Below are 12,314 nucleotides of genomic sequence, written 5' to 3' on the forward strand. Positions count from 1 at the left end.
CCCGATATGAAGTTGTTCGTCCCTTTCCTGATCGCTGCCCTGCTGGGCGCCACCGGCACTGCCAGCTTCGCCGCCGACGAGCACGCCGCCGCGCCGGCCGCCGCAGCGCCGGCCAAACCCAAGCCGGATCCGGCCAAGGGCGACACGCTCTTCAGCGCAAGCACGCCGACCATTCAGGCCTGCGCCTCGTGCCACAACGCCGACGGCAACTCCTCGATTCCCGCCAACCCTAAACTGGCGCAACAGCACCCCGAGTACATCCTCAAGCAACTGGAAGAGTTCAAGTCGGGCAAGCGCAAGAATTCCGTCATGACTTCGATGGTGTCGCACCTGAGCGAACAGGACATGCGCGACATCGCCTGGTTCGTCGGTTCGAAGCAGATCAAGACCGGCTTTTCCAAGAGCAAGGACACCGTCGACCTGGGCGAACGCATCTATCGCGGCGGTATTGCCGACCGCCAGGTTCCGGCCTGCGCCGGCTGCCACAGCCCGAACGGCGCCGGTATCCCGGCCCAGTACCCTCGCCTGGGCGGCCAGCATGCCGACTACGTGGTCACGCAACTCACCAGTTTCCGCGACGGCGGCCGTACCAACGGACCGGTGATGAATGGCGTGGCCGCCAAACTGAACGACCGCGAAATCAAGGCGGTTGCCGACTACATTGCCGGTTTGCGCTGATTTCACGCATTCGGGCTGAACCAAACGCAGAAAGAGAACCCCAACGAAGGCGGGCCCGTCCATCCGGATGGCCCGCCTTTGCCTTTGGCACCAGCGCTTTCCATCCTTCATGTCCGTTTCAGTCTCCACCCACGGCCTTCGCCTGAAACGCGGCTCGCATGCCCTGCGCGCCGCGGTGGAACTGCTGTCGTCGATGCGCTTTGCGATCGCATTGCTCACGGTCATCTGCATTGCCTCGATCATCGGCACCGTGCTCAAGCAGCACGAGCCCTATGGCAACTACGTCAACCAGTTCGGCCCGTTCTGGGCCCAGGTGTTTCGTGCAGCGCTGCTCGACTCCGTCTATAGCGCCTGGTGGTTCCTGCTGATCCTGCTGTTCCTGGTGATCAGCACTTCGCTCTGCGTCGCGCGCAACACGCCGCGCATCCTGGCGGACTTCAAGGTCTATAGGGAAGACATCCGCGCCCAGAGCCTGAAGGCCTTCGGCCAACGGGCCGAGACGGTGCTGGGCGAAACGCCCGACATGGCGGCCAACCGAATCGGACAGTTGCTGTCGGGCGGCGGTTGGAAGGTCAAGCTGCAGCGGCGCGAACTGCCCGGCAAGGAAGGCGGCTGGATGGTGGCGGCCCGCGCCGGCGGCGCCCACAAGCTCGGCTATATCGCCGCGCACAGCGCCATCGTGCTGGTGTGCATCGGTGGGCTGCTCGACGGCGACTTGATCGTGAAGGCGCAAACCTGGCTCAACGGCAAGAGCGTCTACACCGGCGGCGGCATGATTTCCGACGTGGCGCCAGAGCATCGGCTGTCGCCCAACAACCCGACCTTCCGAGGCAACATCCTGGTGCCCGAGGGCGGGCAGGCGGGCGTGGCCATCCTGAACCAGTCGACCGGCGTGCTGCTGCAGGAGTTGCCGTTCTCGATCGAGCTGAAGAAGTTCATCGTCGACTACTACTCGACCGGCATGCCCAAGCTGTTCGCCAGCGAAGTGGTGCTGCGCGACCGCGAGACCGGCGAGACGAAGCCCGCCCGCATCGAGGTGAACCACCCAGCCAGCTGGAAGGGCATCGAGATCTACCAGTCGAGCTTTGACGATGGCGGCTCGACCGTGAAGCTCAAGTCGGTGCCGATGGCCGCGGCGGCAAAGCAGTTCGAAGTCGAAGGCACGATCGGCAGCAGCTCCGAACTCACCAACGGCACCGAGAAGCTCACCCTCGAATACACCGCGCTTCGGCTCATCAACGTCGAGAACTTCGGCGATCCGCAAGGTGGCAGCGGCGCCGACGTGCGCAAGGTCGATCTGGCGCACGACCTGCAGTCGCGCCTCGGGGCGGCCAACAAGATCGACAAGCCGAAGACGCTGCGCAACATCGGCCCGAGCATCGGCTACAAGCTGCGCGACGCTTCAGGGCAGGCGCGCGAATTCCAGAACTACATGGTGCCGGTCGATGCCGGCGACGGCCAGCCGGTGTTCCTGCTCGGCGTTCGCGAGAAGCCCGAGGAGCCCTTCCGCTATCTGCGCGTACCGGCCGACGACAAGGGCACGATGGACGGCTTCACCAACATGCGCGCCGCCCTGGCCGACCCCGTACTGCGCGAAAAGGCGATCGACCGCTATATCGCCCGCGTGGGCGATCCGAAGCGACCCGAGCTGGCGGAGCAATTGCGCATATCGGCCGCACGCGCACTGGGCCTGTTTGCGGGCGTGGAGCGCGTCAAGCCAGACAGCCCGCGCACCGGCGGCTGGCAGGCGATTGCCGACTTCATGGAAGTCAACGTGCCGCAACCCGAGCGCGAACGCGCCGGCACGGTGCTGGTTCGCATCCTGAACGACGTGCTGTTCGAGGTGCTCAACCTCAGCCGTGAAAAGGCCGGGCTGCCCGCCTTGCCACCGGACGAGAAGGCCCAGACCTTCCTGACGCAGTCGGTGCTGGCCATCAGCGACGCGGCCTTCTATCCGGCGCCCATGGCCCTGATGCTCGTCGACTTCAAGCAGGTGCAGGCCAGCGTGTTCCAGGTCGCGCGTGCACCCGGCAAGAACGTCGTCTACCTGGGTTGCCTGTTGCTCATCGTCGGCATTTTTGCGATGCTGTACGTGCGTGAGCGCAGACTCTGGGTCTGGCTGACGCCTGACGGCGTGCGAGCCGGCGACACAGCGGCCAGCATGGCGTTCTCGGTTAATCGCAAGACCATGGACAGCGACCGCGAATTCGAGCACCTCAAGGCCAGGCTGCTCGCCATCGACATAGGCAAGGAGACGGTGTCATGACGACCACCACACTCACACTCAACGACAGCTGGCTGTCACGCCGCAACGCCTTCGACTGGCTCTTCGCGGTGCTGGTGCTGGCCGGCGGCGCATTCGTGTTCTCGCGCTACTCGGCCTCGATGGATTACTACGAGAAGCCGATCCTGGTCGCCGCAATGGCGGCCGGCATTTCGCTCGGCTGGTTCTGGCGGCCGCTGCGCGTGCTGGCGCTCGTCGTGGCAGCCGCTTCATTGTTGGCGATCTTGTCGTACCAGGGCGACCTGGCGCGCGCCGACACGGTGTTCCAGCTCAAGTACTTCCTGTCGAGCCAGTCGGCCATCCTCTGGATGAGCGTGCTGTTCTTCATGAGCACGGTGTTCTACTGGCTGGGCCTGTTCGGTGGCAAGCAGGGCGACACGATGGAGCTCATCGGCTCGCGCATCGCCTGGACGGCGGTGACGATGGCGCTGATCGGCACCATGGTGCGCTGGTACGAAAGCCATCAGCTCGGCCCGGACATCGGCCACATCCCGGTCAGCAATCTGTACGAAGTGTTCGTATTGTTCTGCTGGATCACGACCGCGTTCTACCTGTTCTTCGAGTCGCGCTACAAGACGCGCTCGCTCGGCGCTTTCGTGATGCTGGTGGTCAGTGCTGCCGTGGGCTTCCTGCTCTGGTACACGCTGGTGCGCCAGGCGCATGAGATCCAACCGCTGGTGCCTGCGCTGCAAAGCTGGTGGATGAAGCTGCACGTGCCGGCCAACTTCATCGGCTACGGCACCTTTGCGCTGGCGGCGATGGTTTCGTTCGCGTACCTCATCAAGCAGCAGGCGAATGAAACCCGCCTGTACAAGCTGACGCCGATCTGGCTCTTCGGCATTGCGCTGTGCTTCGTGCCGGTGGCGTTCCGTCAGCGCGTGCAGGAGGCGGGCGGAAGTTACTGGCTGGCCTATGCGGGCATCTCGGCCGTGATTGCGGCGGGCATCATGATGGGGCGCAGGCGCATCGCTTCGCGGCTTCCCGCTCTCGAAGTGCTCGACGACGTGATGTACAAGTCGATCACCGTCGGCTTTGCCTTCTTCACGATCGCGACAGTGCTCGGCGCGCTCTGGGCGGCCGACGCCTGGGGCGGCTACTGGAGCTGGGACCCGAAGGAAACCTGGGCGCTGATCGTCTGGCTCAACTACGCGGCCTGGCTTCACATGCGGCTGGTCAAGGGGCTGCGCGGCACGGTGGCGGCCTGGTGGGCGCTGGGTGGGCTGGCCGTGACCACGTTCGCCTTCCTGGGCGTGAACATGTTCCTGAGCGGCCTGCACAGCTACGGCACGCTGTAGCAACCCCGTTGCCGGCCTGCGGCATTCGATGACGCTTGAAACCGATCGGGTCGTCAGCGCGTAACCTGATCGTGCTTTTGTACGAACTACTGGCGAGTACAACGATTCAAGCGAAAGGCCAACATGCTGCTCAAGACCCGTGACAACGGCTTCAACCATCCGGCGCCGAGCGAAATCACGCCGCGCGGCGTCTATGAGGGCCGGCGCGACATGCTCAGGCTGCTGGCCGGCGGTGCAGCCGGTGCGGTGATTTCTTCCTGGGCCGCGCGCAACGCCATGGCCGAGACCTCCGCCCCTGGGAAATTGCCTGCGCTGGTCGGTGCCAGGTCTTCGGTTCCGGGCGCCCAGACGACCGAGAAGGTGAGCGACTACAAAGACGCCACCAGCTACAACAACTACTACGAATTCGGCACCGACAAGGCCGATCCGGCGAAGAACGCGGGCACGCTCAAGACCCGGCCGTGGACAGTCGAGATCGAGGGGCTGGTCAAGAAGCCGGGCAAGTACGGCATCGAGGACCTCATCAGGCTGAGCGCGCAGGAAGAGCGCATCTACCGCTTGCGCTGCGTCGAAGGCTGGTCGATGGTGATTCCGTGGGTGGGCTACTCGCTGGCCGAGCTCATCAAGAAAGTGGAGCCTCAAGGCAACGCTAAGTACGTCGAGTTCGTGACGCTGGCCGACCCGAAGACCATGCCCTTCGTCGGCTCACGCGTGCTTGACTGGCCTTACACAGAGGGGCTGCGCATGGACGAAGCCATGCATCCGCTTGCGCTGCTGACCTTCGGCATGTATGGCGAAGTGCTTCCGAACCAGAATGGTGCGCCGGTTCGCATCGTGGTGCCGTGGAAGTACGGATTCAAGAGCGCGAAGTCAATCGTCAAGATCCGCTTCGTCGAGAAGGAACCAGGCACCGCCTGGAACAAGGCCGCGGCCAACGAGTACGGCTTCTATTCCAACGTGAACCCGAACGTCGATCATCCGCGCTGGAGCCAGGCAACCGAGCGCCGCATCGGCGACGGCGCCGGATTGTTCGCCAAGCGCAGCAAGACGCTGATGTTCAACGGCTATGAAGCCCAGGTCGGCCAGCTCTATGCGGGCATGGACCTGAAGAAAAATTACTGAGCGCCATCATGAACAAGCTGCTGATGCACCCGGCGGTGAAGCCCGTGCTGTTCGTGCTGTGCCTGCTGCCGTTCGCATGGATGGTCTATGGCGCGTTCACCGACGGCCTTGGCGCCAATCCCGCCGAGTACCTGATCCGCAAGAACGGCGATTGGACGCTGCGCTTCATCTGCATCGTGCTGGCGGTGACGCCGTTGCGCGTGGCGACCCAATGGAATGCGCTGGCACGGTTTCGCCGGATGCTCGGGCTCTTCGCGTATTTCTATGTCGTGCTGCACCTGCTGAGCTATAGCTGGTTCGACATGGGATTCGAAATCGGCGACATCGCGAAGGACATTGCGAAGCGGCCTTTCATCCTGGTCGGTTTCGCGGGCTTCGTGCTGCTCACGCCGTTGGCCGCGACATCGTTCAATCGCGCCATCAAGGCCCTCGGCGCCAGGCGCTGGCAGTTGCTGCACAAGCTCGTGTATGTGATTTCCGGCTTGGGCCTGCTGCACTTCTTCTGGATGCGCGCGGGCAAGAACAATTTCAACGAAGTGTTCGTCTACGCCGCGATCATCGGCGTCTTGCTCGCGTGGCGCGTCTGGAATCTTGCGAGCAGGAAACTCAAGCCGGCGCTGGTCGTGGGGGCGCGACTTTCCAATCGATAGTCGCGAGCGCCCGTTTGCTCAAACCTGTTCGCTGAGCAACTGGTCCTGCACGGTCTCGCGTCGGCGAATCAGCCTCGCGCTGTCGCCGCTGACAAGCATTTCCGCCGCCCGGCCCCGCGTGTTGTAGTTGCTGGCCATGCTCATGCAATAGGCGCCTGCCGACAACACTGCAAGGAGGTCGCCAGCCTCGACGGCGAGCGCCCGGTCGCGGCCGATCCAGTCTCCGCTTTCGCAAACGGGGCCGACCACGTCGTAGATCGTCGCGTCCGTCGCGCGCTCGCTGACTGGCACGATCGCGTGGAACGCCTGGTACATCGCGGGACGCGGCAAGTCATTCATGGCGGCATCGATGATGCAGAAGTTCTTGTCTTCGCCGGGCTTGGTATGGATTACCTCGGTGACGCAGACGCCGGCGTTACCGACCATCGAGCGGCCGGGTTCGATCATCAATTGCCGATCGCCAAAGCCGCGCGCATCAACGCGGGCGAGCAGCTGCTTCCACAGCGCATCCGCCGCCGGCGGCTTGTCGCCGTTGTAGTCGATGCCGAGGCCGCCACCAAAGTCGATGTGATGCAGGCGGATGCCAGCGGCTTCGATGGCCTCCACCAGGTCCAGGACCTTGTCCATCGCATCGAGGTAGGGCCCGGCATCGGTGATCTGCGAGCCGATGTGGCAATCGATGCCGACCACCTCAAGCCCCGGCAGCCGGGCCGCGTGTTTGTACGCCGCGACCGCGCGGTCGTGTGCGACGCCGAACTTGTTGCCCTTCAGGCCGGTCGAGATGTAGGGGTGCGTCTTCGGATCGACGTTGGGATTGATCCGAATGCTGATGCGGGCGCGTTGGCCGGCGGCAAGCGCCACCTCATTCAGCACGTCGAGTTCGGCCTCGCTCTCGACGTTGAAGCAGCCGATGCCTGCCGCCAGCGCCTGCTTCATTTCAGCGGGCGTCTTGCCGACACCGGAGAAGATGATCCTCGCAGGATCGGCGCCGACGGCCAGCGCACGCGAGAGTTCGCCGCCCGACACGATGTCGAACCCACAACCCGCCTCGGCAAAAACGCGCAACACGCCCAGCGATGAATTGGCCTTCATCGCATAGCAGATGAGCGCATTGCGGCCGGCAAAGCCGCGCTGGTACGCAGCCAGTGCGTCGAGCATCCATTGCCTCGAATAGACGAAAAGGGGCGTTCCATGTTCGCGAGCCAGCGCATCGAGCGAAACGCCCTCGACGTACAGATTGCCATCGCGTCGCGCGACATGAGGATGGCCTGGCATGGGGGAAATGTTCACTTGGTGGATTCCGTGGGCTTTGCTTCGGGAGAGCCGGCGGCGGGGGCTGGTGCCGGTGCCGCGTTGGAAGGGGCCGTGTTGGGAGGGGTATTGGAAGGCGTGCTGGAGGGGGTGCGGGAGCCCGGAACCAGCAGGTCCGGCAGGGTTGCGCGGTTCGCCGCGGCGGGCTCTGTCGGCAAGTAGAGGCTGCCGCGCTGGCCGCAGCCGGTGATGCCGACCCCGGCCAAAAGAAGGCCAAGCGCGATCACTAGAATTTGAGAGACTTTCAACATCGCGAAATTGTAATGACCGACCCCGACTACCTCGACCGCGCAGAAGCGGCGCTGGCCGCCATCGAAAAGGGCTGCGACCGCATCAACGATGCGACCGATGCGGACATCGACAACCAGCGGGTGGGCGGGATGATCACCATCACCTTCCCGAACAAGAGCCAGTTGATCGTGAACCTGCAGCCACCACTGCAGGAGATCTGGCTGGCAGCGCGTTCAGGCGGTTATCACTACCGGCAAATTGACGGTTCGTGGCGCGACACCAAGACCGGCGAGGAGTTGTTCGCCAATCTATCGCGCGAGGCCTCGGCGCAATCGGGCCAGCCGCTGCAATTCACCGCGACGTAGCCGAGGGCTGTTCAGTTCCTGAACAGGTCGAGGATGCGGTTGCGCTCCTCGGGTGGCGCCGGTGGCGCGACGGGTGCGCCGGTCAGCGATTCGGCGGCCGGTGCGGGCGAAGAGCCGGAATCCACACCCAGGCTGGACACGCCACGACCCGGTGCGTAGTCGTCGAAGTACCATTCGCCTCCGACGTTGACCACGCCGGCCGGTGCCGGCAACTCGGCGACCGGAACACCCTTGAGCGCAGACTCCATGAACGATATCCAGATCGGCAGGCTCAGGCCCCCGCCGGTCTCCTTGTCGCCCAGCTTGCGCGGCGTGTCGTAGCCCATCCAGGCGATGGCGGCGATGGTGGGCTGGAAGCCGGCGAACCAGGCATCGAGCGAGTCGTTGGTGGTGCCGGTCTTGCCGAAGAGGTCGGTGCGCTTGAGCGTCGCCTGCGCCTTGGCAGCGGTACCGCCGCTGGCGACGGACTGCAAGAGGCTGTCCATGATCCAGGCGTTGCGCTGCGGGATGGCGCGCATGGCTTCGGTCAGCAGCGGCGGTTGCTTGTCCACCAAGGGCTTGTCCTTGTGGTCGGTCACGCGCGTCACCAGGTACGGGGCGATCCGGTAGCCGCCGTTGGCGAACACCGAGTACGCGGTCGCCATCTGCATCGGCGTGACCGAGCCGGCGCCGAGCGCCATCGGCAGGTAGGCTGGGTGCTTGTCGCGATCGAAGCCGAAGTTGGTGATCCAGTCTTGCGCGTAGTGCGTGCCGATCGACTGCAGGATGCGGATCGACACCATGTTCTTCGATTTCATCAGCGCGCGCCGCAATGGCATGGGGCCTTCGAAAGTTCCGTCGTAGTTCTTGGGTTCCCACGGCTGGCCGCCGGTGGTGCCCGCATCGAAGAACAGCGGCGCGTCGTTGACGACCGTGGCCGGCGAGAAGCCCTTTTCCAGTGCCGCTGAGTAAATGAACGGCTTGAAGCTCGAGCCGGGCTGGCGCCAGGCTTGCGTCACATGGTTGAACTTGTTCTTGTCGAAGTCGAAGCCGCCGATCAGGGCCTTGACGGCACCGTCGCGCGGGTCCATCGCGACGAAGGCTCCTTCGACTTCGGGCAACTGGGTGATTTCCCAGGCGTTCTTCGGCGTCTTGGCCACCCGGATCACCGCACCACGGCGAATCTTGATGTTGGGCGCCGCCTTGTCGGCCAGGCCGGACTGGGCGGGCCGCAGCCCTTCGCCGCTGATGGTCAGCGTTTCGCCGTTGCCGCGCACGGCCGTCACCTCCTTGGGGGACGCCTTGAGCACGACGGCCGACATCACGTCGCCGTTGTCCGGATGATCGGAGAGGGCATCGTCGACCGCGTCGTCCAGCTCATTCGGATTCAGGGGCAGGTCGACGAACTTCTCGGGGCCGCGGTAGATCTGGCGCCGCTCGTAGTCCATGATGCCCTTGCGCAGGGCCTTGTAGGCGGCGGCCTGGTCGGACGCCACCAGCGTGGTGTAGACCTTGAGCCCGCGCGTGTAGGTGGTGTCGCCGTATTGGGCGTACATGAGCTGCCGCACGGTTTCGGCCACGTACTCCGCATGCAGGCGGTTCGGATCCTGGGCATCGCGCAACTGGGGCTCCTCCTTGCGCGCTTCGTCGGCCTGTTGTGCCGTGATGAAGCCGGCTTCCTGCATGCGATCGATCACGTACAGCTGCCGGCCGCGGGCGCGCGCCGGGTTGTTGACCGGGTTGTTGGCGCCAGGTGCCTTGGGCAGGCCGGCGAGCATGGCGGCCTGGGCGATGGTGATGTCTTTCAGCGGCTTGCCAAAATAGGCTTCCGACGCTGCCGCAAAGCCGTAGGCGCGGTTGCCCAGGTAGATCTGGTTCAGGTAGATCTCGAGGATCTGGTCCTTGGTGAGCATGTGCTCGAGCTTGAAGGTCAGCAGGATCTCGTAGATCTTTCGCGTCAGCGTCTTCTCGGAACTCAGGTAGACGTTGCGCGCTACCTGCATCGTGATCGTCGAGGCACCCTGGCTCTTGACCTTGTTGACGTTGGCCAGGCCCGCGCGGAGCATGCCCTTGTAGTCGACGCCGCCGTGGCTGTAGAAGCGGGCGTCCTCCGCGGCCAGCACCGCGTCCTTCATGATCCTGGGAATGGTGTCGATTGGTGTCAGATTGCGACGCTCTTCACCGAATTCGCCAATCTGGATGCCTTCCGATGAAAATACTCGCAGCGGGAGCTTCGGCCTGTAGTCGGCCAGTTCGGAAATGTCCGGGAGATTGGGATAGGCAACCGCCAGCGCGACGGCAAGGACGAACAGAAGCGACAGCATCCCAGCCACGGCGATGCCGGTCGTCCAGAAGAAGAACTTCAACAGCCAGGTAATCCAGACGGGACGCCTGGGGTGGGCAGGAGCGGATTTGGCAGGCCCGGAGGCTTTTGTTTTTTCGGGCATGGAAGGTGGCGAAGTCAGTAGGTCATTATAAAAAGGCGCTGCTCCGCTGACGGGCCAAGTACGGGCTGAATACAGACGGATTCGATCCGTGATGTAAGTTGCAGAAGTTCAAAATAGCGTCAACTTTTGGCAACGAACTGTTTTCTGATGAGGGTTCGCTGCTTGGTTGGCTGCGGTGCTTGCTGCTAGCATGCAACCACTCGCAAATATTTCCAATCGTTACAAGCGGATGGGATTCAACTTGACTGCACTGGGATCGTTGTTTCGTCGTCAGCCCGCTCCCCTGCTTGGGTTGGACGTCAGTTCGTCCAGCGTGAAGCTGGTTGAACTTGGTCGCGATGCGCTAGGAAAACTGGTGCTGGAACGCTGCGCCATCGAGCCGCTGGAGCGTGGTTGGATCACCGATGGCAACGTCGAAAAATTCGACGAGGTCGCCGAGGCCGTGCGCCGTGTGGTTCGCAAGAGTGGCACGCGCACTAAGAATGCGGCCTTGGCCTTGCCGCCGTCGGCCGTGATCACCAAGAAAATCGTGCTGCCAGGTGGCATGAGCGAGCAGGAGCTCGAGGTTCAGGTCGAGTCCGAAGCCAACCAGTACATTCCCTTTTCATTGGACGAAGTGAGTCTGGACTTCTGCGTCATCGGCCAAAACGCGAGTTCGGCCGGTGATGTCGAGGTCTTGATTGCGGCGTCGCGCAAGGAAAAGGTCCAGGATCGGCAAGGCTTGGCCGAAGCAGCCGGGCTGAAGGCCTTGATTCTCGATGTGGAGTCCTACGCCTCCCGCCTGGCGACGTCGCGCCTCATCGAACAATTGCCGGGGCAGGGGCGTGATGCAGTGGTGGCGCTGTTCGAAGTGGGTGCGTACACCACCAGCATGCAGGTGTTGCGCAACCAGGAAGTGCTCTACGACCGCGATCAGGCTTTCGGCGGCGCGCAACTGACGCAACTGATCGTGCGCCAGTACGGCTTTTCCGCGGAAGAAGCGGAAACAAAGAAGCGCAGCGGCGACCTGCCGGACGACTATGGCGCGGGTGTGCTCAAGCCTTTCGTGGCAAGCATTGCGCAGGAAATCGCCCGCGCCCTGCAGTTTTTCTTCACCAGCACGCCGCACAACCGCGTCGACTATGTGTTGCTGGCCGGTGGGTCCGCCGCATTGCCTGGGCTGACCAGCGCAGTCACGCGCCAGACGTCATTCGCCTGTTCGCTATTGAACCCGTTCGACGGCATGGAGATGGGTCCCGGAATCCGTGAAAAGAAGGTTCGACGCGAAGCATCGTCCTACCTGACGTCCTGCGGCCTGGCCATGCGGAGGTTCGTGCAGTGATCCTGATCAATTTGCTCCCTCACCGGGAGGCGGCGCGAAAGCGGCGTCGCGAGACCTTCTATGCGTCGCTGGGCGCCGCCGCGCTGGCGGGCGGCTTGATTGCCGGTGCGGCCTACGTCTGGTTCGAGGCGCAAATCTCGGCGCAGCAGGCCAAGAATGCCTACCTGCAATCCGAGATCACCAAGCTCGAGGCCGAGATCAAGGAAATCTCCACGCTGCAGGCCGAAATTGCCGCGTTGCGCGCCCGGCAACAAGCCGTGGAAGACCTGCAGGGCGACCGCAATCTGCCCGTGCACTTGATGAATGAACTGGTGCGGCAACTGCCTGACGGCGTCTACCTCATCAACATGAAGCAGGACAACCAGGCTGTGACGTTGCAAGGCGTGGCGCAGTCCAACGAGCGCGTGTCCGAACTGCTGCGCAACCTGGGCAACAACAGTCCCTGGCTGGTCAAGCCGGAGCTGGTTGAAATCACTGCCGGGACGGTGGCGTTGAGTCCACGCGATACGCGCCGCGTTTCCAATTTCACGATGAAGATCGGCCTCAAGCGGCCGACCGACGCGCAAAAGCCGGCAGCCGGTGCGATACCCGCTGCACCCGCTGCGCCCGCGGCAGCGGCGAAAGGATAAGC

The 12,314-nt window shown here is 63.6% G+C and carries 11 protein-coding genes; 8 read left to right on the plus strand and 3 right to left on the minus strand.

What is annotated here, in order from left to right; all coding sequences use genetic code 11:
• Positions 1–6: 6 nt before the first annotated feature.
• The 5 genes from WKW80_RS01310 (at position 7) to WKW80_RS01330 (ending at position 6,029) form a co-directional block, all read left to right on the plus strand.
• Positions 7–678 (plus strand): c-type cytochrome, encoded by a 672-nt coding sequence (locus WKW80_RS01310; protein WP_340361719.1) that lies wholly within the window; start codon positions 7–9, stop codon positions 676–678.
• Positions 679–787: 109 nt separating this feature from the next.
• Complete coding sequence (locus WKW80_RS01315; RefSeq protein ID WP_340361720.1) at positions 788–2,944, plus strand: cytochrome c biogenesis protein ResB; 2,157 nt, start codon at positions 788–790, stop codon at positions 2,942–2,944.
• Positions 2,941–4,257, plus strand: coding sequence for a c-type cytochrome biogenesis protein CcsB (gene ccsB / locus WKW80_RS01320; RefSeq protein WP_340361721.1), 1,317 nt, complete (start codon positions 2,941–2,943; stop codon positions 4,255–4,257). Before WKW80_RS01315 ends, ccsB begins: the two co-directional genes overlap by 4 nt.
• 123 nt (positions 4,258–4,380) lie before the next feature.
• On the plus strand, positions 4,381–5,379 hold the full coding sequence (msrP, locus tag WKW80_RS01325; RefSeq protein ID WP_340361722.1) for a protein-methionine-sulfoxide reductase catalytic subunit MsrP: 999 nt from the start codon (positions 4,381–4,383) through the stop codon (positions 5,377–5,379).
• A gap of 8 nt (positions 5,380–5,387) precedes the next feature.
• Positions 5,388–6,029 carry a protein-methionine-sulfoxide reductase heme-binding subunit MsrQ gene (locus WKW80_RS01330; RefSeq protein ID WP_340361723.1) on the plus strand — a complete coding sequence of 214 codons (642 nt, stop codon included), beginning with the start codon at positions 5,388–5,390 and terminating at the stop codon, positions 6,027–6,029.
• Between the two features lie 18 nt (positions 6,030–6,047).
• On the opposite strand, the gene lysA is transcribed toward WKW80_RS01330, so the two are convergent.
• Positions 6,048–7,304 (minus strand): diaminopimelate decarboxylase, encoded by a 1,257-nt coding sequence (gene lysA / locus WKW80_RS01335; protein ID WP_340362183.1) that lies wholly within the window; start codon positions 7,302–7,304, stop codon positions 6,048–6,050.
• An 11-nt stretch (positions 7,305–7,315) separates the two neighbouring features.
• Positions 7,316–7,591: an LPS translocon maturation chaperone LptM gene (gene lptM / locus WKW80_RS01340; RefSeq protein WP_340361724.1), complete on the minus strand. Its 276-nt coding sequence runs from the start codon at positions 7,589–7,591 to the stop codon at positions 7,316–7,318.
• A 12-nt stretch (positions 7,592–7,603) separates the two neighbouring features.
• On the opposite strand from lptM, the gene cyaY reads away from it, so the two are divergent.
• Entirely contained in the window at positions 7,604–7,936 is a 333-nt protein-coding gene (gene cyaY, locus WKW80_RS01345; protein ID WP_340361725.1) for an iron donor protein CyaY, read from the plus strand.
• An 11-nt stretch (positions 7,937–7,947) separates the two neighbouring features.
• Here the strand turns inward: cyaY and WKW80_RS01350 are convergent, their stop codons facing one another.
• Complete coding sequence (locus WKW80_RS01350) at positions 7,948–10,362, minus strand: penicillin-binding protein 1A (protein WP_340361726.1); 2,415 nt, start codon at positions 10,360–10,362, stop codon at positions 7,948–7,950.
• 241 nt (positions 10,363–10,603) lie between these two features.
• On the opposite strand from WKW80_RS01350, the gene WKW80_RS01355 reads away from it, so the two are divergent.
• Both WKW80_RS01355 and WKW80_RS01360 read left to right on the plus strand, forming a co-directional pair.
• Positions 10,604–11,683 (plus strand): pilus assembly protein PilM, encoded by a 1,080-nt coding sequence (locus tag WKW80_RS01355; RefSeq protein ID WP_340362184.1) that lies wholly within the window; start codon positions 10,604–10,606, stop codon positions 11,681–11,683.
• Entirely contained in the window at positions 11,680–12,312 is a 633-nt protein-coding gene (locus WKW80_RS01360; RefSeq protein ID WP_340361727.1) for a PilN domain-containing protein, read from the plus strand. Before WKW80_RS01355 ends, WKW80_RS01360 begins: the two co-directional genes overlap by 4 nt.
• Positions 12,313–12,314 lie beyond the last annotated feature (2 nt).

The organism is Variovorax humicola (assembly GCF_037889915.1).
Taxonomy (GTDB): Bacteria; Pseudomonadota; Gammaproteobacteria; order Burkholderiales; family Burkholderiaceae_C; genus Variovorax; species Variovorax humicola.